The 24,199-nt window shown below is 71.1% G+C and carries 17 protein-coding genes; 14 read left to right on the top strand and 3 right to left on the bottom strand.

Annotated features, from left to right (window positions below; genetic code table 11):
• Nucleotides 1–111: 111 nt before the first annotated feature.
• The 5 genes from mrdA (at nucleotide 112) to ACQEWB_RS16835 (ending at nucleotide 7,713) form a co-directional block, all read left to right on the top strand.
• Nucleotides 112–2,364 (top strand): penicillin-binding protein 2, encoded by a 2,253-nt coding sequence (gene mrdA / locus ACQEWB_RS16855; RefSeq protein WP_432831706.1) that lies wholly within the window; start codon nucleotides 112–114, stop codon nucleotides 2,362–2,364.
• The gene (rodA, locus tag ACQEWB_RS16850) at nucleotides 2,361–3,560 is read left to right on the top strand and encodes a rod shape-determining protein RodA (RefSeq protein ID WP_432831704.1); all 1,200 of its coding nucleotides are present in this window, start codon (nucleotides 2,361–2,363) and stop codon (nucleotides 3,558–3,560) included. The genes mrdA and rodA overlap by 4 nt, the downstream gene beginning before the upstream one ends.
• Before the next feature lie 108 nt (nucleotides 3,561–3,668).
• Complete coding sequence (locus tag ACQEWB_RS16845; RefSeq protein ID WP_432831702.1) at nucleotides 3,669–5,177, top strand: CHAD domain-containing protein; 1,509 nt, start codon at nucleotides 3,669–3,671, stop codon at nucleotides 5,175–5,177.
• Between the two features lie 125 nt (nucleotides 5,178–5,302).
• Nucleotides 5,303–7,264, top strand: coding sequence for a TIGR03960 family B12-binding radical SAM protein (locus ACQEWB_RS16840; RefSeq protein ID WP_432831700.1), 1,962 nt, complete (start codon nucleotides 5,303–5,305; stop codon nucleotides 7,262–7,264).
• Nucleotides 7,265–7,356: 92 nt separating this feature from the next.
• Entirely contained in the window at nucleotides 7,357–7,713 is a 357-nt protein-coding gene (locus ACQEWB_RS16835; protein WP_432831698.1) for a carboxymuconolactone decarboxylase, read from the top strand.
• 49 nt (nucleotides 7,714–7,762) lie between these two features.
• Here ACQEWB_RS16835 and ACQEWB_RS16830 read toward each other — a convergent pair whose 3' ends face one another.
• Nucleotides 7,763–8,119, bottom strand: a complete 357-nt coding sequence (locus ACQEWB_RS16830) for a hypothetical protein (protein ID WP_432831696.1) — start codon at nucleotides 8,117–8,119, stop codon at nucleotides 7,763–7,765.
• A 159-nt stretch (nucleotides 8,120–8,278) separates the two neighbouring features.
• Nucleotides 8,279–9,586, bottom strand: a complete 1,308-nt coding sequence (locus ACQEWB_RS16825; protein WP_432831694.1) for a cation:proton antiporter domain-containing protein — start codon at nucleotides 9,584–9,586, stop codon at nucleotides 8,279–8,281.
• A 202-nt stretch (nucleotides 9,587–9,788) separates the two neighbouring features.
• Between ACQEWB_RS16825 and ACQEWB_RS16820 the strand changes: the two genes are divergently transcribed.
• The 5 genes from ACQEWB_RS16820 (at nucleotide 9,789) to ACQEWB_RS16800 (ending at nucleotide 15,623) form a co-directional block, all read left to right on the top strand.
• Nucleotides 9,789–11,420 (top strand): sulfatase-like hydrolase/transferase, encoded by a 1,632-nt coding sequence (locus ACQEWB_RS16820; RefSeq protein ID WP_432831692.1) that lies wholly within the window; start codon nucleotides 9,789–9,791, stop codon nucleotides 11,418–11,420.
• 112 nt (nucleotides 11,421–11,532) lie between these two features.
• Nucleotides 11,533–12,267: a response regulator transcription factor gene (locus ACQEWB_RS16815; RefSeq protein ID WP_432831690.1), complete on the top strand. Its 735-nt coding sequence runs from the start codon at nucleotides 11,533–11,535 to the stop codon at nucleotides 12,265–12,267.
• On the top strand, nucleotides 12,264–13,706 hold the full coding sequence (locus tag ACQEWB_RS16810) for a sensor histidine kinase (RefSeq protein WP_432831688.1): 1,443 nt from the start codon (nucleotides 12,264–12,266) through the stop codon (nucleotides 13,704–13,706). Before ACQEWB_RS16815 ends, ACQEWB_RS16810 begins: the two co-directional genes overlap by 4 nt.
• A 164-nt stretch (nucleotides 13,707–13,870) precedes the next feature.
• A complete protein-coding gene (locus tag ACQEWB_RS16805) occupies nucleotides 13,871–15,193 on the top strand; it encodes a DUF3500 domain-containing protein (RefSeq protein WP_432831686.1) in 1,323 nt (440 codons plus the stop codon).
• Nucleotides 15,194–15,326: 133 nt separating this feature from the next.
• A complete protein-coding gene (locus ACQEWB_RS16800; protein ID WP_432831684.1) occupies nucleotides 15,327–15,623 on the top strand; it encodes a hypothetical protein in 297 nt (98 codons plus the stop codon).
• 73 nt (nucleotides 15,624–15,696) lie between these two features.
• Here the strand turns inward: ACQEWB_RS16800 and ACQEWB_RS16795 are convergent, their stop codons facing one another.
• Nucleotides 15,697–16,671, bottom strand: a complete 975-nt coding sequence (locus ACQEWB_RS16795) for a hypothetical protein (protein WP_432831682.1) — start codon at nucleotides 16,669–16,671, stop codon at nucleotides 15,697–15,699.
• A 199-nt stretch (nucleotides 16,672–16,870) separates the two neighbouring features.
• Between ACQEWB_RS16795 and ACQEWB_RS16790 the strand changes: the two genes are divergently transcribed.
• From ACQEWB_RS16790 to ACQEWB_RS16775, 4 genes are all read left to right on the top strand, one after another.
• Nucleotides 16,871–17,998 carry a glycosyltransferase gene (locus tag ACQEWB_RS16790; RefSeq protein ID WP_432831680.1) on the top strand — a complete coding sequence of 376 codons (1,128 nt, stop codon included), beginning with the start codon at nucleotides 16,871–16,873 and terminating at the stop codon, nucleotides 17,996–17,998.
• Nucleotides 17,999–18,068: 70 nt separating this feature from the next.
• Nucleotides 18,069–19,064 (top strand): hypothetical protein, encoded by a 996-nt coding sequence (locus tag ACQEWB_RS16785; RefSeq protein WP_432831678.1) that lies wholly within the window; start codon nucleotides 18,069–18,071, stop codon nucleotides 19,062–19,064.
• A 48-nt stretch (nucleotides 19,065–19,112) separates the two neighbouring features.
• Nucleotides 19,113–19,877: a TIGR03936 family radical SAM-associated protein gene (locus ACQEWB_RS16780; RefSeq protein ID WP_432831676.1), complete on the top strand. Its 765-nt coding sequence runs from the start codon at nucleotides 19,113–19,115 to the stop codon at nucleotides 19,875–19,877.
• A 271-nt stretch (nucleotides 19,878–20,148) separates the two neighbouring features.
• Nucleotides 20,149–24,186: an Rne/Rng family ribonuclease gene (locus tag ACQEWB_RS16775; protein ID WP_432831674.1), complete on the top strand. Its 4,038-nt coding sequence runs from the start codon at nucleotides 20,149–20,151 to the stop codon at nucleotides 24,184–24,186.
• Nucleotides 24,187–24,199 lie beyond the last annotated feature (13 nt).

The following is a 24,199-nucleotide window of genomic DNA, read 5'->3' as shown; positions in this document are numbered from 1 at the left end:
CGCGAGTTCACTCGAACGAGTGCGCCGGGGTGGAACGCGGCTTCACAGGTCACGCGTTCATCATTCGTACGCGCACACACATCCGCGCACTGAAAGGGGGAGGCAGCCACCGTGACCAACATTCCCGAGACCGGACGGACCCCACGCGTCCAGATCCGTCTCGTCGTCATCCAGATCCTCGTCCTCTCCCTGCTCGGCACCCTCGGCGGCCGCCTGTGGTACCTGCAGATCCGGGAGGGTTCGGCGTACCAGAAGGAGGCGTCGGGCAACCACGTCCAGCAGGTCGTCCAGCCCGCCGTCCGCGGCTCCATCCTGGACGCCCGCGGAGTGCCGCTCGCGGACAACGAGACGCGGCTGGTGGTCTCCGCCTCCCGCACCGACCTGCTGAAGATGAGCGACGACGGCAAGGCCGTCCTGACCAAGCTGGCCAAGGTCCTCGGCATGAAGCCCGAGGAGGTCGTGCAGAAGGTCCGGCTGTGCGACGCCAAGACGCCCAAGCCGTGCTGGAACGGCTCGCCGTACCAGCCCATCCCCATCACCGACGAGGCGACTCCCCGGCAGGCCCTCCAGATCCGCGAGCGCTCCGAGGACTTCCCCGGCATCACCGCCGAGCCCGAGGCCGTGCGCCGCTACCCGGCCCCCGGCAAGTCCAACACCGCCCAGGTGCTCGGCTACCTCTCCCCGGTCACCGACGACGAGATCAACCAGGCCAAGGACACCGACTCGCCCTACCTGCGCTCCGACCAGGTCGGCCGCTCGGGTCTTGAGCGCGAGTACGACAAGGAACTGCGCGGCAAGGCCGGCGTCACCCGGTACGAGGTCGACAACCTCGGGCGCGTGATCGGCAAGGCCAAGTCCGATGCGGCCGAGCCCGGTTCGAACCTGGTCACCAGCATCGACTCCCGCGTCCAGCGGGTCGCCGAGTACGAGCTGGACAACGCGATGAAGATCGCCCGCACTCAGTACGACAAGATCACCGGCGAGAACTACAAGGCCGACTCCGGTGCCGTGGTCGTGATGGAGGCCAAGACCGGCCGTATCGTCGCCATGGCGTCCGCTCCGACGTACGACCCGAACGTCTGGGTCGGCGGTATCTCCGCCAAGGACTACAAGACGCTCACCGGCAAGAACTCCGACTACCCGCTGCTCAACAGGGCCATACAGGGTCAGTCCGCGCCCGGTTCGACCTTCAAGGTGGTCTCCACGGCCGCCGCGGTCGAGGCCGGCTACGTCTGGGACGGCGGCTACCCGTGCACCAGCTCGTACTCGGTGGGCGGCCAGGTCTTCAAGAACTTCGAGGGCGAGAACTTCGGCCCGATCTCCCTGGGCCGCGCCCTGGAGGTCTCCTGCGACACCGTCTTCTACGGCCTCGCCGACCAGCAGTGGAAGAAGGACGGCGGCATCAACCCGAAGAAGGGGGAGCCCAAGGACTACTTCTACAAGGCCGCGCACCAGTTCGGCCTCGGCAAGGAGACCGGCGTCGACCTCCCGAACGAGGTCACCGGCCGCGTCCCCGACCGCACGTGGAAGCAGAAGACCTGGGAGGCCAACAAGGCCTACTGGTGCAAGACCGGCAAGAAGGACGGCACGTACGTCCAGAAGATCGCGTACGAGAACTGCCTCGAGGGCAACAAGATGCGCGAGGGCGACTCGATCAACTACTCCATCGGCCAGGGCGACACGCTCGTCACGCCGATCCAGGAGGCCATGATCTACGGGGCGCTCGCCAATGGCGGCACCGAGTACGTGCCGACCATCGGCAAGGCGATCGTCAGCGCCGACGGCAAGACGGTCAAGGAGATCAAGCCGCAGGTCAAGGCCAAGCTGCCGGTCAGCCAGGCCACCCTCAAGGGCATGGACAAGGCCCTCGCGGGCGTCATCACCAGCGGTACCGCCGCCTGGAAGTTCCAGGGCTGGCCGCAGGACAAGATCCAGCTGCACGCCAAGACCGGTACCGCGGAGGTCTACGGCAAGCAGACCACCTCGTGGCTGGCCACGTACTCCAAGGACTACACGGTCGTCATGACGATCGCCCAGGCCGGTACGGGTTCCGGCGCCTCCGGTGAGGCCGTCCGCAGCATCTACAACGCTCTGTACGGCGTCCAGGCCGACGGCTCGATCGACAAGAAGAAGGCGCTGCTGCCCACCCCGCAGAAGGGCCTGCCGAAGGTCAGGACCGACGGCACGATCGACTCCCCGAAGGTCGCCAAGGACCCGGTCAAGGACCTCCAGAAGGCCCAGGAGGAGGGCGCGACCGCCCCGGACGAGACCCAGCCCGGCGCGACCACCGCCTCGCCCACCGCGACCAACCGCACCACCCGCAGGCGGCCTCGCAGGAGGGGAAGCCGGAGGATGCTCACATGACCGGAGCCAACAGCTTCTCCGTCTCCGGGTACGGGCCCGAGCGCGCCGGCTGGACGCGGATCTTCGCCCGCGACTCGCTGGCCCGCCGCCTGGACTGGCCGATACTGCTGGCGGCCCTCGCGCTGTCGCTGATCGGCTCGGTCCTGGTCTTCTCGGCGACCCGCAACCGCACCGAGATCAACCAGGGCGACCAGTACTACTTCCTCATCCGGCACCTGATGAACACCGGCATCGGCTTCGCCCTGATGATCGGCACGGTCTGGCTCGGCCACCGCGCGCTGCGCAACGTCGTGCCGGTCCTCTACGGTCTCTCGCTGCTCGGGGTCCTGATGGTGCTCACCCCGCTCGGCGCCACCATCAACGGCAGCCGCAACTGGATCGTGCTGGGCGGTGGCTTCTCGCTCCAGCCCGCCGAGTTCGTGAAGGTCTCGATCATCCTGGGCATGGCGATGATACTGGCGGCCCGGGTCGACGCCGGGGACCGGCAGTATCCCGACCACCGCACGGTCCTCCAGGCGCTCGGCCTCGCCGCCATCCCGATCCTGATCGTGCTGCTCATGCCCGACCTCGGCACGGTCCTGGCCATGGTGGCCATCATCCTGGGCGTGCTGCTCGCCTCCGGCGCCTCCAACCGCTGGATCTTCGGCCTGCTCACCGCCGGTGTGCTCGGCTGCGTCGCCATCTGGCAGCTGCACATCCTGGACGAGTACCAGATCAACCGCTTCGCCGCCTTCGCCAACCCCGAGCTCGACCCGGCCGGGGTCGGCTACAACACCAACCAGGCGCGGATCGCGATCGGTTCGGGCGGGCTGACCGGCTCCGGGCTCTTCCACGGCTCGCAGACCACCGGCCAGTTCGTGCCCGAGCAGCAGACCGACTTCGTCTTCACGGTCGCGGGGGAGGAGTTGGGCTTCCTCGGCGCGGGCCTGATCATCGTGCTGCTCGGCGTGGTGCTGTGGCGGGCCTGCCGGATCGCCCGCGAGACGACCGAGCTGTACGGCACGATCGTGGCCGCCGGGATCGTCGCCTGGTTCGCCTTCCAGGCCTTCGAGAACATCGGCATGACCCTCGGGATCATGCCGGTGACGGGTCTGCCACTGCCCTTTGTGTCCTACGGAGGCTCGTCGATGTTCGCCGTCTGGGTGGCGGTGGGCCTGTTGCAGTCGATCAGGGTGCAACGGCCCATGTCCGCCTGACTTCGGTGGACAGAGAACCCCGGCCACCTCGCGGTTACTGCGAGTTTGCCCGGGGTTCATCCATTGTGGGCTCTGTCGTCCCGGCTCGATAGCCACTAGATTCGGTTCATGGCGGACACAAAGCGTGAGATCGAGCGGAAGTACGAATCCGACGACAGCGGACTGCCCGACCTGACCGGCGTCGCCGGTGTCGCGGCCGTGGTCGACAAGGGCGTGGCGCACCTCGACGCCACCTACTACGACACCCCCGACCAGCGCCTCGCCTCCGCCTCCATCACCCTGCGCCGCCGCACCGGAGGCTCGGACGCGGGCTGGCACCTGAAGCTGCCGGTCGGCCCCGGGGTCCGCGACGAGGTCCAGGCCCCCCTCTCCGAGACCGTCCCGCGCAGCCTCACCGCCCTCGTCCGCGCCCGCATCCGGGACGCCGAGCTGCGGCCCGTGGTCCGGTTGCGCTCCGAGCGGGACGTCCGCGACCTGGTCGACACCGACGGCCGGCTGCTCGCCGAGGTCAGCGTGGACGCCGTACGCGCCGAGCGGCTCACCGACGACGGCGGTACCGCACAGTGGACCGAGCTGGAGGTCGAACTCGCCGACGGCGGCGACCCGGCGTTCCTCGACAAGGTCGACAAACGGCTGCGCAAGGCGGGTGTACGGCCGTCCAAGTCCTCCTCCAAGCTGGCCCGGGCGCTGGCGGAGACGGCACCGAAGAAGAAGCGCAAGAAGGAGCAGCGGGCCGCTCCGGATCCGGTGACCGCGGGCGACCACGTCCTCGCGTACGTCCGGGAGCAGCGGGACGCGATCCTGGAACTCGACCCGGCGGTACGGCAGGACACGTACGACTCCGTGCACCGTATGCGGGTCGCCACCCGGCGGATGCGCAGCACCTTCCGCTCCTTCTCCAAGGTCCTCGACCGCGCCGTCACCGACCCGATCGGCGAGGAACTGAAGTGGCTGGCCGGGGAACTCGGCGTGGACCGCGACCAGGAGGTGCTGACCGAGCGCCTCACGGCGGCCCTCGACGAACTGCCCCGGACGCTGGTCGTCGGCCCCGTCCGCACCCGCCTGCGCACCTGGGCGCACGCCCGGCGCGGGGGATCGAGGCGGCGGCTTATCGCCGTACTCGACGGAAAGCGGTACCTGCAACTGCTGGAGACCCTCGACGCGCTGGTCGTGGAGCCGCCGTTGCTCGAGGCGGCCGCCGGGAAGCCGGAGAAGGTGGTCGCCAAGGCCGTACGCAAGGACTTCGGGAAGGTGGCGGAGCTGGTCGAGCAGGCGCTCGGGGAGTCGGCCGGACACGAGCGCGACCTGGCGTTGCACGACGCGCGCAAGAAGGCCAAGCGGACGCGGTACGCGGCGGAGGCGGCCGTACCGGCGCTCGGGAGCCCGGCGTCCGCGCTGGTGAAGTCGGCGAAGGCGCTGCAGAACCTGCTCGGCGACCACCAGGACAGCGTGATGACCCGCGAGACCCTTCGGGAGATCGCGGCACAGGCGCACGGGGCGGGGGAGAGCGCCTTCACGTACGGGGTGCTGTACGGGCGCGAGGAGCAGCGGGCGGCGGCGGACGAGGCGGAGCTGCCGGGGCTGTGGGCGGAGATCAAGGGCGGGGTGCAGGTCTGAGGCGGGGCCGGGGAGGGCAGGCCGGCCTCGTGGTGTGGGGCTCGGGCGGTCGGGGTGGTCCCGTGGTCGCGTTAGGCTAGATGGTCACCCCTGTCAGTTCAGTCCAGCACCCTAAGGTTCGCGAGATGCCTGCCGAAGTCGCTGCGTCGGTGTTCCCGCAGCTCGAAGCTCTGCTCCCGCATGTGCAGAAGCCGATCCAGTACGTCGGTGGAGAGCTCAACTCCACGGTCAAGCCGTGGGAGTCCTGCGACGTCCGCTGGGCGCTGATGTACCCGGACGCCTACGAGGTCGGCCTGCCCAACCAGGGCGTCATGATCCTCTACGAGGTACTGAACGAGCAGGAGGGCGTCCTCGCCGAGCGCACGTACAGCGTGTGGCCCGACCTGGAGGCGCTGATGCGGGAGCACGCCGTCCCGCAGTTCACGGTGGACAGCCACCGGCCGGTGGGCGCCTTCGACGTGTTCGGCCTCTCCTTCTCCACGGAGCTGGGCTACACGAACATGCTGACCGCGCTGGACCTGGCGGGCATCCCGCTGGAGTCGAAGGACCGGGGGCTCGACGACCCGATCGTGCTGGCCGGCGGCCACGCGGCCTTCAACCCCGAGCCGATCGCGGACTTCATCGACGCGGCGATCATCGGCGACGGCGAGCAGGCCGTGCTGGACATGACCCGGATCATCCGCGAGTGGAAGGCGGAGGGCTGCCCCGGCGGCCGCGAGGAGGTCCTCTTCCGCCTCGCGAAGACGGGTTCGGTGTACATCCCGGCGTTCTACGACGTCGAGTACCTCCCCGACGGCCGGATCGCCCGAGTGGTCCCCAACAAGTCGGGCGTCCCGTGGCGGGTCAGCAAGCACACGGTCATGGACCTGGACGAGTGGCCGTACCCGAAGCAGCCGCTGGTCCCCCTCGCCGAGACGGTCCACGAGCGCATGTCGGTCGAGATCTTCCGCGGCTGCACACGCGGCTGCCGCTTCTGCCAGGCCGGCATGATCACGCGCCCGGTGCGCGAGCGCTCGATCACGGGCATCGGCGAGATGGTCGAGAAGGGCCTGAAGGCGACGGGCTTCGAGGAGGTCGGCCTCCTCTCCCTGTCCTCCGCGGACCACTCGGAGATCGGCGACATCGCGAAGGGCCTGGCGGACCGGTACGAGGAGGACAAGATCGGCCTGTCCCTCCCGTCGACCCGCGTGGACGCCTTCAACGTGGACCTGGCGAACGAGCTGACGCGCAACGGCCGCCGCTCGGGCCTGACCTTCGCCCCCGAGGGCGGCTCGGAGCGCATGCGCAAGGTCATCAACAAGATGGTCTCGGAAGAGGACCTGATCCGCACGGTCTCCACGGCGTACGGCAACGGCTGGCGTCAGGTGAAGCTGTACTTCATGTGCGGCCTGCCGACGGAGACCGACGAGGACGTCCTCCAGATCGCCGACATGGCGATGAACGTGATCGCCGAGGGCCGCAAGGTCTCCGGCCAGAACGACATCCGCTGCACGGTCTCGATCGGCGGCTTCGTCCCCAAGCCCCACACGCCCTTCCAGTGGGCCCCGCAGCTCTCGGCGGAGGAGACGGACGCGCGCCTGGAGAAGCTCCGGGACAAGATCCGCGGCGACAAGAAGTACGGCCGCTCGATCGGCTTCCGCTACCACGACGGCAAGCCGGGCATCGTGGAGGGCCTGCTGTCCCGCGGCGACCGCCGGATCGGCGCCGTCATCCGCGCGGTCTACGAGGACGGCGGCCGCTTCGACGGCTGGCGTGAGCACTTCTCCTACGACCGCTGGATGCAGTGCGCCGACAAGACGCTGCCCGCCTTCGGCGTGGACGTCGACTGGTACACGACCCGCGAGAAGACGTACGAGGAGGTCCTCCCCTGGGACCACCTCGACTCGGGCCTCGACAAGGACTGGCTCTGGGAGGACTGGCAGGACGCCCTCGACGAGACAGAGGTCGAGGACTGCCGGTGGACGCCCTGCTTTGACTGTGGGGTGTGCCCGCAGATGGACACGAGTATCCAAATCGGGCCTACGGGCAAGAAGTTGCTGCCGCTGACGGTCAAGAAGGACGCTGCGACCAGCGGACACGCTCACTGACGTGAGTGAGGCGGTCGGCGTCTCGGCGTGCGCGTGGGTCGGCGGGCCAATACGGTGGATGGGCTCGCACAGCACGGGAAGGCGGTTCTCAGATGCCTACAACATCCGACGCACCTGTTCTGGAAACGCTCGCTGCCATGACACTCGACTCGATCGAGCGCTGTGGCATGGATGCAGGAGCGCTCATCCTCACCCGTATCGCCGCGCTCGCGGCCATGGACGCTCCGGCGATCTCCTATCTCGCGCACGTCGATCCCGCCGTCAAGGCCAACCTGACCCTTGAGCAGGTGCAGGACGTGCTCGTGGCGATCGCCCCCGTCGTCGGCACGGCACGTGTCATGGCGGCAGCGGGTCACATCACCGAGGCGCTCGGCTTCGCCCTGGCGGTGGCCGAGTCCGACGCGGAAGCGATGGCCCAGGCCGAGTCCGCGAGTCGCGGCAAGTCCTGAGCGGGTCGGAGCCGTTCGAAGAAGGCCGCTTCCGCTGACCGCGCCGTGCTCAGCGGGCGGCGGAACGGGTGGACGTCGCCTCCTGCCGGTGCATGTCGACGGCCGCGATGGTCAGGGTGTCGTGGGCGACGTCCGCGCCGTCCCGCACGGTCACATGGACGGTGAGCTGCTCGCCGGCGTGCCCGAGACGCCCGGTGACCGTGACCTTGTGGCCGTTCACCACGACCTGCACGGGCGCCTCGGCGGCCGCCGACGCGCTCACGACGTGCCGCGGGCCGGCGGGCCACACGGTCACGGACGAAGCGAACTCCTCTCCGGCCGCGACCTCGATCCGCGCCGGAGTGAGGATCATGAAGCCTCTCGGGTGCCATGATCCGTTGCCCGGAGGTGTCCGATTGCTGGTCATGCCGCCAGCGTGCGCCGATGCTTCCGGTCGGGGCAGGTGACGGTCGGCCCGTACCGAAGGCCGTCCGCGGCACCTGTGGGGCCACTCGGGCCCTGTCCGTATCCGCGCGGATCTGCGCGGCGGTGATGGTGAGTGCGCGGTGGGCCGTGACGGCCACGATCAGCCGGGGGGATGTTCGAGTGGACCGAGCCTGTTACGTCGAGCCGTGACCGACGTGATGACGCTCTCCCGGAGGCCCGGCCCGGTGGCGGCGGCACGCTCGTACCAGCGTCCGTAACCGGCGGCGAGCAGGGCCGCCGATGCCCCGTGGAGCAGCACACTGAGTCCGATCGTGACCGCGACCACGCGGCTGATCAGCTCGACCCCGTGGATGTGCTCCTCGGCGACGAGGAGCCCGAACACGACCGAGGCGAGACCTCGTGGGCCGAACCAGCCGACGTACGCCACCGTCGGCCGTCTGAGTCCGGTTCCGGCCAGTGCGAGCGCGACGGGCAGCATTCTGATCACGGTGAGGCTGAGTACGGCGTATCCGACGATCCGCCAGCTGAGGTGCTGCAGAGCGGGACCGAGCAGCACGGCGCCGAAGAACAGCAGGCTCAGCATGGCCAGCAGGCCGCCCAGCCATTCGGCCAGTTCGGTGGTGTGTGCCACCTCGACGGTCGTACGGCCGCTGCTGCCCAGGGCGTAGGTGAAGGCGAACCCCGCCACCCACGCCGCGATGAAACCGCTGCCGTGGGTGACCACGGCCAGGGTGTAGGCGCCGACGGCTGTCGCGAGGACGTAGATCTGACGCCAGTCCGCCGCGACCCAGCCGCGGTCGACCGACACTGTCAGGAGCCGCCCGCCGAGGCCTCCCACCGCCAGTCCGAGGGCCGGGCTGAGCAGCAGGGCACGCCAGAACGCCCCGGCCATGCCCTCGTGCGCGTACGTGGTGCCCGGGACGGCTGCCAGGAAGAGCACGAAGAAGGGCAGCACCATGCCGTCGTTCAGTCCGCTCTCCACATTGAGTGCCTGCCGTACCAGACTCGGCACCCGGGGATCGGAGATGGCGCTCTTGCCGAGAGCCGCGTCGGTGGGGGCGAGGACCGCGCTCACCAGCGCCAACTCCCAGCCGGTCAGGCCCGGAAGGAGCGGCCAGGCGAGCAGCCACCCCGCCCCGATGGTGAGGACCAGTCCCACCGACAGCAGCCGCCCGGGCAGCGCGCCCCCGGTGCGCAGGTCCGTCGGGCGGACCGTGGTGGCGTCGGTGAAGAGCACCAGCGTCAGGGCGGCTTCCACCAGGGTGCGCAGCGGCTCGCTGTCGTGCCGCAGGCTCACCAGGTCCAGGGCGGCGGGCCCGATCAGGATGCCGAAGCCGACGAAGACCATCGCGGCGGACACCGGTGTACGGGACAGCCGTCGTGACGTGAGTGCGTAGGCGGCGGTGACTCCGGCCACCGCGAGTCCGGTCCAGGCGGTGTCACTCATGAATCCATCCCCGTTGGCGCCGTAGGGGGTATGTGTCCACCAAGCCTGTCGCAACCCGCGGCGGCTCACCCGGAGTGCGTGGTCATGTCGGTCGGCTCGGTCACCCGTTCGGCCGTCCGGAGCGCCTCCCGAGCGGTCGGCGGCGAACGCTGAGCCTAGATTCGGGCACGTACCGCACCGATCCGTGAGCGAAGGGCCGGGCATGACCAGACGCCCCAACATCCTGCTGATCGTCACCGACGAGGAACGCGTCGTCCTCCCCCGTCCGGAGGGGTTCTCCCTGCCCGCCCGGGAGCGGATCGCCGCTCGGGGGACCACCTTCGAGCGCTACTACACCGCCTCGGCGCAGTGCAGTTCCGCGCGGTCGGTGATCTACACGGGGCAGCACCTGCCCCTCACCGAGATCTACGACAACGACAACATGCCGTACATCCGCCCGCTGGACCCCGCGCTGGGCACGATCGGCACGATGCTGCGGTCCGCCGGCTACTACACGACGTACCAGGGCAAGTGGCATCTCTCGAACTGCTACGTCACCCCCGAGAACCCCGGGCCCACCACCGACGCCCTGGAGCCGTACGGGTTCAGCGAGTTCAACGACTGGGGCGACATCGACGGGGGTGCCTGGGCGGGGCTGAAGCTGGACCCGGTCATCGCCGGTCAGGCCGTGCGCTGGCTGCGCAACCGGGCACCGGTCGTCTCCCAGGACAAGCCGTGGTTCATGGCGGTCAACTTCGTCAACCCGCACGACATCATGAGCTTCGACTACGGCGGCCGACCCCAGGTCCAGCTCCCCTTCGGGCTCGCCCACGCGGTGGTGACCCGTGCGGCGGCGAACATCCCCGTCTACCGGCGCCGCTGGGACTTCGACCTGCCCGCCAGCCTCCACGACGACCTCTCGGGAGCGGCACCGGCCGTCGCGGAGTACGCCAGGATGCTCGACACGGTCTTCGGGCCGGTCGCGGACGACCAGCACTGGTACGACGGCCTCAACTTCTACCTCAACGCCCTGCGCGACGTGGACCGCAGCGTCGAGTCCGTCCTGGACGCCCTGGAGGCGTCCGGGCAGGCGGACCACACCGTCGTGGTGTTCACCTCCGACCACGGGGAGATGGCGGGCTCGCACGGCCTGCGGCAGAAGGGCAATCTGGTCTACGACGAGAACTTCCACGTTCCGTTCCTGCTGGCCCACCCGGATGTGGCCGGCGGAGCCCGCACCGAGTCGCTCGCGTCCGCCGTCGACATCGCGCCCACCCTGCTGGAGATCGCGGGACTCGATGCTGCGGAAACCGCCACCGGGCACCCGGCGTTGAAGGGCCACTCGCTGATGCCGGTGCTGCACGGGCAGGAGGTGCGCGAGGGGGTGCTGCACGCCGTGGAGTCAATCACGACCCTGGACGCCTCGTTCTGGTTCGAGTTCGCCGACCCCGAGGCGCCGAAGCGCGTCGCGGCCGGGGACCTGCGGCCCGACTGGAACAAGCGCGGGTTCCTGCGCGGCTACTCCGACCGGCGTTACACCTTCGGCCGCTACTTCTCCCCGCTGAACCCCAACCGTCCGGCCGGCACCGAAGAACTCCTGGCCGACAACGACGTCGTCCTCTACGACCGTGACCAGGACCCGGCCGAGATGCACAACCTGGCCGCCGATCCCGCCCACCGCGACCTCGTCGAGCGCTACCGGGGTCTGATGGAGGACCTCATCGACGCGGAGGTCGGCACGGACACGCGGGCCTGGGTCACCGAACGGCCGCGCCTGCTGGGCTGGCCCACCTGGCACGGCGACGACGAGCGTCCCGAGACACTCGCCGCGGCGGAGACGCAGACCAGGCCCTGATCATGATCAGGGCCTGGTCGTGGCGGTTGCGGACCCCTCGACCAGCGGCGACACCGCGTTCTGACAGGGCGTCCACAGCCGTCTCCCAGGCGGGCGGATCAGAATCCGGTGCATGTCTGCCGTCACCGCAGCCCCCGCAATCCGTCAAGGCGCCCTGCGTGTGCTCATCGTCGACGACGAGCCCGAGCTCACCGAGTTGTTGTCGCTGGCCGTCGTGGAGGCCGGCTGGCAGCCGTTCCTGGCGGAGGACGGGCGTAGTGCGCTGACACTGGCCCGCGGGTGTGCCCCGCACGCCGTCGTGCTGGACGGGATGCTGCCCGACCTGGACGGCGTGCACGTGCTGCGGCGGCTGCGGTACGAGAACGCGCAGCTGCCCGTGCTCATGCTCACCGCCCGCGACGCCCTCGAGCACCGGCTGGACGGACTGTCCGCGGGTGCGGACGACTACGTCACCAAGCCCTTCTCCCTCGAAGAGGTCATGCTGCGGCTGCGCGGTCTGCTGCGCCGCGCCGGGGCCGAGCGGGAGGCCGCGGCCGAGCCCGTGCGGGTGCTCGGGGATCTGGTGCTGGCCGAGTCGACGCGGCAGGTGCAGCGGGCCGGGACGCCGATCGCGCTGACCGCCAAGGAGTTCGACCTGCTCAGCTATCTGATGCGGCATCCGCGGCAGGTGCTGAGCAAGGCGCAGATCCTCGGTGAGGTCTGGAACAACTCCTTCGAGAGCGAGGGCAATCTCGTCGAGGTGTACGTCTACAGCCTGCGCGGGAAGATCGACAAAGGGCGGGCGCCGATGATCCACACGGTGCGGGGCGCGGGTTACGTCATCAGGGCGGCGGACGGCGGGAGATGACGTTCCTGAAGGGGAGGGGGCGTTCGCTGCGGGTGCGGCTGGTGGTGTTCACCACCGTCGCCCTGGTCGTCGTATGCACGGCCATGGCGCTCGCCACGATCCTGGTGCAGCGTGACCGGCTGCTGGACGATCTCGACCAGCGGGTCCGGGACACGGCCGCGCGGAGTCAGGGCGGCGCGCAGTACCGGATCGGTGGTGCCACGGACCTGAGCTATCTCAATGAGCAGGGGCAGCCCGCGGGCACGGTCGCGGCCCGGTTGTCCGACGGTCACGTCATCGTCGCCAAGGTGGTCGCCAGGGGCGGCGACCGTACGTCCCTCACCGCCGCCCAGTGCGCCGCGCTCGCCGGGATCCCCGCCGACGGCACCCTGCACACCCGTACCATCCCCGGCCTCGGCACCTACCGCGTGACCGCGCTGAGCAGCGACGACGCGGCCGTGCTGGCCGGGCTGCCCACCGGCCGCGTGCAGGACACGATCCACGATCTGGCGGTGACCGAGGCGGTGATCGCCGCGGTCGGGCTCGCCGTCGCGGGGTGTGTCTGCGCGGTGGTGATAAGGCGGCAACTGCGGCCGTTGGGGCGGGTGGCCGCCACCGCGGTGGAGGTCGCGCGGGCTCCGATGGACCGGGGGGAGGTCGCCGGGCTCACCCGGGTTCCGGCCGGGGACACCGATCCCGCCACCGAGGCAGGGCAGGTCGGGGCCGCGCTCAACCACCTCATCGACCACGTCGAGTCCTCGCTCACCGTGCGGCGGCGGACCGAGGAACGGATGCGGCGCTTCCTCGCCGACGCCAGCCACGAACTGCGCACCCCGCTCGCCTCCATCGCCGGGTACGCCGAGCTGATGGACCGGGAGACGGTGCGGATCGAGCCCCGGCAGGCGTGGCGGCGGGTCTCCGCGCAGTCGGCCCGGATGACCGGGCTGGTCGAGGACCTGCTGCTGCTCGCCCGGCTCGACGAGGGGCGGCCGCTGGAGTCGGTCGAGGTCAACCTCGCGACCCTGGTCGCGGAGGCGGTGTGGGACGCGCGGGCGGCCGGGGCGGGTCACGACTGGCGGCTCGCCCTGCACCTCGACGAACCGGCCACCGTGACCGGCGACCCGGCCCGGCTCACCCAGGTCGTCGCCAACCTGTTGGCCAACGCCCGTGTGCACACCCCGCCCGGCACCCGGGTCACGGTCGCCGTGGAGGCCACGCGCGCGTGCTGTCTGATCCGCGTGGCGGACGACGGCCCCGGCATCCCGCCCGCCGTCCTCCCCGCCGTCTTCGAACGCTTCACTCGCGCCGACGGCTCCCGCACCCGCGCGAAGGGCGGCGGCTCGGGCCTGGGGCTCTCCATCGCCGCGGCGATCACCCAGGCGCACGGCGGCCGTATCGAGGTGGCGAGCGAGCCCGGGCACACCGAGTTCACGGTGACCCTGCCGAACAGCGCCGCCTGAATACCCAGCGGATTCAAAGGCACGCAGGTCGTACGGCCGTTTCGGCGTCCTCCGCGGCCGTCGTGACCGAACCGCTTCAGCGCAGCCTCAGTTGGGCCCGCCAGGGTGGTCGCCCGGTGGCCGGTCCGCAGGGGACGCGGCCCGTGACGAAGGGAGCCGCGACGATGACGGAGCTCGACACCGGGGAGAGCGCGGAGCAGGAGGCCGGCCGGCGCGCCCACGCGAGCCGCCGTAACTTCATGCGCAAGGTCTTCTTCGCCTCCGGTGCCACCGCCGTCGCCACGATGGGCGGCGCCGGAGCCATGGTCGCGCTTGCGGACGACTCCACCGGCACCGCCACCGCCGGCGCCTCGGGGAGTCCCGCGCCGAGCGGCGGTCCGGGCGGCGGAACGGGAGGCCCCGGCAACCAGACGATCACCGAGGACTTCTTCGGCCTGACCACCGACGGCAAGCGGATCGACGACCTGTTCACGATCCACTCCACGAAGGTCGCCACCGCACCCGTCATCACCGCCGCGAACGCCTTCCTGGACGGCCTCACCGACACCCAGAAGACCGCCACCCAGTTCACCGTGCACTCCACCGAGTGGCGGCTGTGGAGCAACATCGACTCCTACGAGCGCCAGGGCGTCTCGCTGGCGGACCTGACGGATGATCAGAAGGCGCTGGGAACCGCCCTGTTGAAGGCCGCGCTGAGCGCCGACGGCCTGGAGACCTCGGAGAAGATCCGGAAGATCAACCAGGCGGCGGGGGAGGCGATCAACAACACGAACTCCTTCAACGAGGACGCCTACTACTGGACGTTGATGGGCACCCCGTCCGAAACCGAGCCCTGGGGCTTCCAGTTCGACGGCCACCACCAGGTGATCAACTACTTCGTCCTCGGCAGCCAGGTCGTGATGAGCCCCTGCTTCTGGGGCTCGGAGCCGACCTCGATGGAGATCGACGGCGAGACGGTGACGGTCTGCCACGAGGAGGTCGTCGCCTCGCTGGCCTTCATCAACTCCCTCACGTCCGCCCAGCAGTCGGTGGCGATCGCCTCCTCGACCAAGTCCAACGAGTCGATGAAGGCGGGCGCCTTCGCCGACAACACCGTCCAGGCGTACGAGGGCCTGCGCGGCGACGCGCTCGACCCGGCCCAGAAGAGGAAGCTCCTCGGCATCGTCGAGGCCTTCGTCGCCCGGGCCAAGGCGGACGTGGCCAAGGTGCGGATGGAGGAGGTGCGCCGGTACCTCGACGACACCCACGTCACCTGGGCCGGCGGCACCGGTGACTCCGACGCCTTCTACGTCCGCGTCCACAGCCCCGTCGTCTGGGTGGAGGTCGACTGCCAGGCGCCGGGTCCGCTGGCCGGTGCCTACGGTGCCACCCAGGGCGGCACCCCCACCCAGAAGCACGTCCACTCCATCATCCGTACCCCCAACGGCAACGACTACGGAAAGGAGCTCCTCAGGCAGCACTACCTGACCTCGCCGCACCACCGGTGAGGAACCCGGGTTTCCCGTCATGACGGAGGGCCGTTCCCGTTCGGGGACGGCCCTCCGTGTGCTGACAGCCGTATGATCGAAGTCGTGCGGCACGCTGTCGGTTTCCAGCCCAGCAACTCCTGACGGAGGACCCATGGCCGAGTCGAGCGGTCTCCTCGCGACGGCACTGCGCGAGCACCAGCTGTTCTACCAGTCACTGAGCAAGCATCTGCCCGAGCTGGAGGGCGAGGTCATCGCCGCCGCGCACGAGGCCATCCGTGAGCTGGCCACGGCCGCCGCCGTGCCCTGCGCGGCCTACGAACCGGTGATCGAGGCGGTCGCGTCCGCCGTCGAGTACTGCGAGTTCACGGGGCATCCGGAGGGGGCGCGGTACTACGCGTACTGGCACGTCCTGCTGCTCGCCGACCAGGCGCTGTGCGCGTCCGTCTGAGCGCACACACGCGGGGCGTCCGCGGAGAGCGGCGAGGCTCCCCGCGGACGCCCCGCGGCGTGACGGTCGGAGGTCAGGGGAGGGTGGGAGTGGTGCCGTCGTTGACCCCGTTCACGGCGGGCCGGTTGGCCGCCTCGGCCCAGACGTTGCCCGTGTTGGTGCCGCACTGAAGGATCGCCGGGAGCATGCCGTTGCTGTCGAAGGTGCAGGTGATCCGGTAGACGCGCCCGGTGGTCGTGACCGTCTCGAACTGGATGCCCCCCGACGTCGGGTGCTCGCCGACGGCCGCGCCGCACGGCAGCCCTGCGGCGCCGCCCGCGGGATAACCGTTGTGGGTGCTCAGGTCGGTCCACAGTACGGGCGGGTTCGCGTCGTTGCCGCTCAGGTCACGGATGCCGCCGTAGAAGCGGCCGCCGGTCAGCGCGGCCCGGTACTCGACGTTGCCCTGGGGGTGGTAGGCGTCGAGGTCGGAGCACGGCCCGGCGGCACCCGTGGCACCGGTCGCCCCGGTCATGCCCTGTGGACCGGTCGGTCCCGCGGGCCCGGTGGCGCCGGCCGGGCCGGTGGGGCCTGCGGGTCCGGTGGCACCGGGCGCTCCGGTCGCCCCCGGCGCTCCCGTGGCACCTGGAGCGCCGGTCGCCCCCGGCGCTCCCGTGGCTCCCTGAGCGCCCGTCGCCCCGGTCGCCCCCGTGTGCCCGGCCGGCCCGGTGGCGCCCGTGGCACCGGTCGCCCCCGTGTGCCCGGTCGGGCCCGTCGGTCCGGTGTTCCCCCTGGGCCCGGTCGGACCCGTCGGGCCCTTGCAGCCGTCCTTGCCGTGGTCGCCGGTCTGCGGAGTCGCGCGGTGGTTGGGCTTGTGGTTCGGCTTGCAGTGGTCGTCGCCGCCACGGACCGTCGGGGTCCGGTCGCCGATGTCGCGGGCCGCCGCGGCCGCGGGGGCGGCCACGCCGGTCGCGAGGACCAGCGTGAGGGAGGCCAGCATTCCGGCCTTCCTGAATCCGTCCCGGGCCAGCGGCCCGAGCAGCGGGGACGTCCTGTGCTCAGCACTCATCTCTGTGCTCCTTTCCTCGACGGCCCGGGACGGCTCCCGGCACCGAGGCGAGGGTGACCCGGACGTCCGGCGGCGACCGGCGTGCCCGGTCGGGACGCGCAGATTTATCCGTAGATCGGACTAGCGGGCAGGGCCGGACGGGCGATTTTGTGTGGGGATGTCCGGGACGGAATGCGCAGACATGCCAGATTGGCGAACCGTGAAGCAGCAGACTCTCTGCCTCTGCATGATCGTCAAGAACGAGGCGCAGGTCATCGAACGGTGCCTCGACTCGGTCCGCGGCCTCGTCGACACCTGGGTGATCTCCGACACCGGCTCGACTGACGGCACGCAGGAACTCGTCCGCAAGACCCTCGACGGCATCCCCGGCGAACTGCACGAGGAGCCCTGGACCGACTTCGGGCACAACCGCACCAGCAACATCCGGCGGGCCCGCGGCCGCGCCGACTACCTCCTCACCCTCGACGCCGACCACGTCATCCGCCAGGACGCCCCGCTGCCCCGGCTCACGGCGGGCTCGTACATGCTGCGTTACGACACTCCGGGCACCCAGCACCGTTTCAAGCACCTGCTGCGGGGCGACTGGGCCTGGCGCTACGAGGGCGTCACCCACGAATACCCGTGCACGGACGAGCCCGACGTCCAGGAGAACCTGGACGCGCTGGTCATCGAGGACCATGCCGACGGCGGCTGCCGCACCGACAAGTTCGAGCGGGACGCCCGGCTGCTCAGGCGCGAACTCGACCGCGACCCCGCCAATCCGCGCACCGTCTTCTACCTCGCCAACACCGAACGCGACCTGGGCCACCCGGCCGAGGCCGTCGAACTGTACGAGCGGCGCGCGGCGATGGGCGGCTGGCCGGAGGAGGTCTACTGCTCCCTCCTGGAGGCCGGAGTCCTCCGGGCGGAGGCGACCGACGACTGGCCGGGGGCGATGGACGCCTTCTCCCGTGCCTGGGAGGCGCGGCCCGAACGCCTCGAAGCGTGCTACGAGTTGGCCTCCCGACTGCGCCTCAAGGGCCGCTACCGCACCGCGCACGCCCTGCTCGCCGACGCCGTCGGCCGCCCCGAACCGGACGACCTCCTCTTCACCCGGTCCTGGGTCTACCGCTGGGGTCTGCTCTTCGAGTTCTCCATCACCGCCTACTGGGTGGGCGACCACAAGGCCGCGCTGAGGGCCTGCGACACGCTCCTCGCCATGCCCGACCTCCCCGAGAGCATCCGCGGCCAGACCGGGATCAACCGCGAGTTCTCCGCCCGCCACCTGCCCGCCGTACCCCCGCCCTCGTCACCGTCCCGCAGACGGAAAGTCGCCAAGAAGAAATAGTTGCCAAGAAGAAACAGGGGAACGGCCGCCGGACGGATCCGGGCGGGCCCGGCGGCGCGTCTACGTCGGTATGGATCTGGAGAAGCCGGCGGCACCGCCCGTACCGCAGCCGAGGGACAGCGGCCCCGAGGGATGTCTCGTCGTCGCGATCCGCATTCCGGTGCGGATCGTCGTGCTCGTACTGGTCGTGCCGGTACGGATGGTGTGGGACGCGTTCGTCGTGGCCGGCCGGTTCCTGCGGGACACGGTGCTCAGGCCGGTCGGACGGGTGCTGTTCGTCTGGCCGCTGATCGGGCTCTGGCGGTACGTCGTCGTGCCGGTCGCCAAGGCGCTCGGCCGGCTCGGGAACGTGGTTCTCGTCATACCCACCGGGTGGGTCTATCGGTACGTGCTGACTCCCCTCGGGCACGCCCTCGCGTGGGCCGCGCGAGCGGTGGGGGACGGGCTGGCCTGGCTGTACGCGCGCGTGCTCACGCCGATCGGGCGGGCGGTCCTGTGGGTGCTCACGCCCGTCGGGCTCGCGATCGCCTGGTGCGCGAAGGGGATCGGGTGGCTCCTGGAGAAGGCCGTCACCGGGATCGGCCTGGGCCTGTACTGGATCGCGCGGATCCTGCTCGTCCTGCCCGCGCTGGCGCTGTGGCGGTGGGTGCTCGTGCCGGTCGGGAAGGTCCTCGCCGTCGTCGCCCGTGAGGTCGGGGACGCGCTCGGGCACGCCTGGCGGGTCGCCGGGCGCATCTCGCTCGCCGTGGGGCGGGCGCTCGGGACCCTCCTGCGGTGGATCCTCGTCGAGCCCGTGAGCTGGTTCTACCGGACCGTGCTCACCCCCGTCGGACACGTCGTCCGGGACGCCGTGCTCAGGCCCGTCGCCGAGGCCGCGCGCAGTGTGGGCCGGGCCACCCGGCTGGCCCTGGCCTCCGCCCGGGAGTCCGTACGGCAGGCCCGGGCCGACTTCCGGCGGATGGTCTTCGGCGAGCCCGCCCGGACCGAGGCCGTCGACCGTCGGGAACCGGCGGGCCGTGAGACACGTACTCTTGGTAGCAGTACGACCGCACTCACGAAGGACTGAGCGACACTGGGCAAGCGACAGCCCGAAGGCCCGCCGCCCGCACCCGCGGTGCAGCGCATCCGACTGCGCTACACCAAGCGCGGCCGCCTCCGGTTCACCAGCCACCGTGACTTCCAGCGCGCCTTCGAGCGTGCGCTGCGCCGCGCCGAGGTGCCCATGGCGTACTCGGCGGGGTTCACGCCGCATCCGAAGGTGTCGTACGCCAATGCCGCACCCACCGGCACGGGCAGTGAGGCGGAGTACCTGGAGATCGCGCTCACCGCTTCCCGGGATCCCGAGAAGCTGAGGCTTCTCCTCGACGAGTCACTGCCCGCCGGACTCGACGTCATCGACGCCGTCGAGGCCCGGACCTCCGGGCTCGCCGACCGGCTCACCGCCTCCGTGTGGGAGCTGCGGCTGGACGGCGTGGAAGCGGCCGAGGCCGAGCGGGCCGTCGGCGCGTTCAACGCCGCCGAGGCCGTCGAGGTCCAGCGCACGACCAAGAACGGCGTCCGTACCTTCGACGCCCGGGCCGCGGTCGTACAACTGGAAACGCACAATGAAACGGCTGATAGGCCGACCGACCAGCCCTGTGCGATACTGCGGCTGGTTGTTCGGCACGTGACGCCTGCCGTTCGACCCGACGACGTCCTGTCCGGTCTTCGCGCCGTGGCCGACCTGGCGCCGCCGGTCGCCGCAGCGGTGACCAGGCTGGCGCAGGGGCTGTTCGATGAAGAGACCGGCACGGTGACCGACCCGCTCGCGCCCGACCGCGAGGCAGCGACGGCCCTAACCACGGCCGATACCGCTGCCGCCGCGAAGGCGCCGGCGTAAGGAAGGTCCCGCGAAGGACGGACGTCGTAGCGCCGCCCTCGTACTCGGGAGCCACCTGGGTCGGGCAGCGCACTGACCAGAAGACTTTCGCCAGGCCGTACCCAACAGGGTGTACGGAACCGGCGAGACAGGACACAGAGAGCTTCCGTGCGGCGCCCGCGCCCCGAACGGCGGCACCGCGCATCGCGCGAGCCGCGGACGTCAACGGCGATCGAGTCATCGATGCCGGACCGGGCGCGGCGCCCGGGAGCCTGACGGGAGAAAAGCCCGCATGCTCGAACCGACCGAACCCGCCGAGGGTTCCGAACTGAACACTCCGAGCGACACCCTGCCGCCGCGTCGTCGGCGCCGTGCCGCCTCACGCCCCGCGGGACCGCCCGCCGGGGGCACCTCCGGGACTCCGGAGGACATCACCGAGTCGGCCATACCGGCCGACGTCGACGAGAAGCCCGACGAGGACGAGACCGCCGGGGTGGCGGTCGAGGCCGAGGTCGAGGCTGAGGACATCGAAGAGACCGAGGCGCCTGCCGCTGCCGAGGAGGCTGCGCCTGCCGGGCGTACGCGTCGTCGGGCGACCCGTCGTGCTTCGGCGCCCGCCGGGGCTCCGGCCGCCGTCGAGGCGGTCGAGACCGTGGTGCCGGTTGCGGCGGAGCAGGTTGCCGAGGCGCCGGTGAGCGGTGCGGCCGAGGAGGCCGCGCCTGCCGGGCGTACGCGTCGTCGGGCCACGCGCCGTGCTTCCGCGCCTGCCGGGGCTCCGGCTCCGGTCGAGGCCGCCGAGACGACCGTGGTGCCGGTGGCTTCCGGTGAGAGCGTCGAGGAGGAGGCGGCGGAGGCCGTCGCCGAGGCGCCTGCCGCTGTCGAGGAGGCCGCGCCCGCCGGGCGTACGCGTCGTCGGGCGACCCGTCGTGCTTCGGCGCCCGCCGGGGCTCCGGCCGCCGTCGAGGCCGCGCAGGACGAGGCGCCTGTCGCCGACGAGGCCGTTCCGGCTGTCGAAGAAGTCGCCGATGACGCTGCCGATGACGCCGCCCCGCGTCGTACCCGTCGGCGTGCCACGCGTCGGGTGTCCGCGCCCGCGGAGGTGTCCGGCGAGGCCGAGGCCGCTGCCGAGGAGAGCTCCGCCCCTGTGGTGGAGGCCGCGCCGGCCGTCGAAGAGGCCGCGCCCGCCGCCCGTACCGCTGAAGTACCCGCTGCCGAGGAGGCCGCCATCGAGGACGCCGCTCCCCGTCGTTCCCGTCGTCGTTCCGTTCGCAAGGCCGCCGTCGGGTTCTCCGAGCCCGAGCGGGGCGGCGCGGCCGACGAAGGTGTCGAGGAAGAGGAGCCGAAGCGTCCGGCGCGTCCGGCCGTCGCCGTGTTCCAGGCGCCCGTGTTCACCGAGCCGAGGTTCCAGACGCCGCAGCGGGCCGCCGCCGAAGCGGCCGCCGAGGTCGAGGTCGAGGCCGAGGTCGCGGAGCCCGAGGAGCCGGCCGAGGAGCAGAGCGGTCCGCGGCGCCGGCGTCGGCGTGGGGCTGCCGGGTTCCGTGAGGAGGCCGAGCCGCAGGCTGTCGTCGAGACCGTGGTCGAGGACGAGGCGGAGGAGTCGGCCGAGGACGCCGGTGAGGACGACGCCGAGGAGACCGGTTCGCGCCGTCGCCGCCGCCGTGGTGGCCGTCGCCGGCGCCGGGGCGAGTCCGCCGACGCCGCCGGTGAGGACGAGGACTCCGACGAGGTCGCCGCGGAGCAGGCCGAGCAGGATGCCGAGGACACCGCCGAGCAGGACGAGGAGGACGAGGAGGACGCCCGTTCCGAGGACGGCGGCGGGTCCAGCTCCAGCCGTCGGCGCCGTCGGCGTCGGCGTCGCGCCGGTGACTCCTCCGGTGACAACGAGCCCGGCGACGGCGACCCCGAGCGCACCGTCGTCAAGGTCCGCGAGCCGCGCCCGAAGGCCGAGCCGTCCGACGAGGTGCAGTCCATCAAGGGCTCCACGCGCCTGGAGGCCAAGAAGCAGCGCCGACGCGAAGGCCGGGAGCAGGGCCGTCGCCGTGTCCCGATCATCACCGAGGCCGAGTTCCTCGCCCGCCGCGAGGCCGTCGAGCGCGTGATGGTCGTCCGCCAGAGCGGCGAGCGCACCCAGATCGGCGTCCTGGAGGACGGCGTGCTCGTCGAGCACTACGTCAACAAGGAGCAGGCCACCTCGTACGTCGGCAACGTCTACCTGGGCAAGGTCCAGAACGTGCTGCCGTCGATGGAGGCCGCCTTCATCGACATCGGCAAGGGCCGCAACGCGGTGCTCTACGCCGGTGAGGTCAACTTCGAGGCGCTGGGCATGGCCAACGGGCCGCGCCGCATCGAGGCCGCCCTCAAGTCCGGCCAGTCCGTGCTCGTCCAGGTCACCAAGGACCCGATCGGCCACAAGGGCGCGCGTCTGACCAGCCAGGTCTCCCTCCCGGGCCGCTACCTCGTGTACGTCCCCGAGGGCTCGATGACCGGCATCAGCCGCAAGCTGCCCGACACCGAGCGGGCCCGGCTCAAGACCATCCTCAAGAAGATCGTCCCCGAGGACGCGGGCGTCATCGTGCGCACCGCCGCCGAGGGCGCCAGTGAGGACGAGCTGCGCCGCGACGTCGAGCGGCTCCAGGCGCAGTGGGAGGACATCCAGAAGAAGTCGAAGAACGGCAACGCCCCGACGCTGCTGTACGGCGAGCCGGACATGACCGTCCGGGTCGTCCGCGACATCTTCAACGAGGACTTCACCAAGGTCGTCGTCAGCGGCGACGAGGCGTGGGAGACCATCCACGGATACGTCTCGCACGTCGCGCCCGACCTGGCCGACCGGCTGTCGAAGTGGACCTCCGAGGTCGACGTCTTCGCCACGTACCGGATCGACGAGCAGCTCTCCAAGGCCCTGGACCGCAAGGTCTGGCTGCCGAGCGGCGGTTCGCTGGTGATCGACCGGACCGAGGCGATGGTCGTCGTCGACGTCAACACGGGCAAGTTCACCGGCCAGGGCGGCAACCTGGAGGAGACGGTCACCAGGAACAACCTGGAGGCGGCCGAGGAGATCGTGCGTCAGCTGCGGCTGCGTGACCTCGGCGGCATCATCGTCATCGACTTCATCGACATGGTGCTGGAGTCCAACCGGGACCTGGTGCTGCGGCGCCTGCTGGAGTGCCTGGGCCGGGACCGGACCAAGCACCAGGTCGCCGAGGTCACCTCGCTGGGGCTCGTCCAGATGACCCGCAAGCGGGTCGGCCAGGGCCTGTTGGAGTCCTTCTCCGAGACCTGCGTCCACTGCAACGGCCGCGGTGTCATCGTGCACATGGAGCAGCCGACCTCCGCCGGTGGCGGCGGCAAGCGCAAGAAGCGCGGCCGGGGCGGCGACGGACAGGTGCACGAGCACGAGCACGAGGCCGCCGTGGCCGTGGAGGCTCCGGAGGCCGAGGAGACCGAGGCGGAGGTCGCCGCCGAGGTGGCCGAGCCGGTGGCGCTGTCCGCGCCCGCCTTTTCGCCCGACGAGGAGCTGTACAGCAGCGTCGCCGAGGCGGAGGCCGCGGTGCGCGGTGGCCGTTCGCGGCGCCGGGCCAGTCGGCGGGCGTCGTCCCCGGCGGGTTCGCCGAGGGGCGAGGACCGGCGTCCGGCCGGGCGGGACGACCTGCGCGCGCAGGAGCGCGACGCCGAGGCGCCGACCGCTCAGGACGTGACCGCCGAGACCGAGGCCGAGCGTCCGGTGCAGCCGGAGCGGGCCGCCGAGGCGCAGGACCGGCCGGTCGCCGCCGAGGACCCGGTGGTCGAGGCCGCCGAGTCCGAAGAGGCCGCGCCCAAGGGCCGTACGCGTCGTCGGGCCACCCGGAAGGTGTCGGCGCCCGCCGGTTCGCCGGCCGGGGCAGAGGCCGCCGTGGTGACGGTCGCCGAGACCGCGCCGGTCGTCGAGGCCGAGCCGGTCGTCGTGGCGGAGCCCGTGGCTCCGGCCGAGGCGCCCGCCGAGAGCGCCGCCCCGGCCCGTCCGCGGCGCCGTGCGGTGCGCAAGGAGACCGCGCCCACCGCGTCCGAGGAGACGGCCGTCGTGGTCGTCCCGGCCACCGCAGAGGCCGTCGAGGTCGCGGCGGAGGGCGTCGAGGAGGCGGCTCCGGCCAAGAAGACGGCCCGCAAGACGGCGGCCAAGAAGGCCACCGCGAAGAAGGCCGCCACCAAGAAGACGGCGGCCAAGAAGACGGTCGCGAAGAAGGCCACCGCCAAGAAGACGACGGCCAAGAAGGCCGCCAAGACGACGGCCGCGAAGACGGCTGCGGCACAGCAGAGTGCCTCGTCCGTCTCGGCCTCGACGGAGGACTGACCTCCACACCCGT

It is taken from the genome of Streptomyces sp. CA-249302 (genome assembly GCF_050936785.1).
In the GTDB taxonomy this organism is placed as follows: domain Bacteria; phylum Actinomycetota; class Actinomycetes; order Streptomycetales; family Streptomycetaceae; genus Streptomyces.
This window is presented reverse-complemented; position numbering and strand designations above follow the sequence as displayed.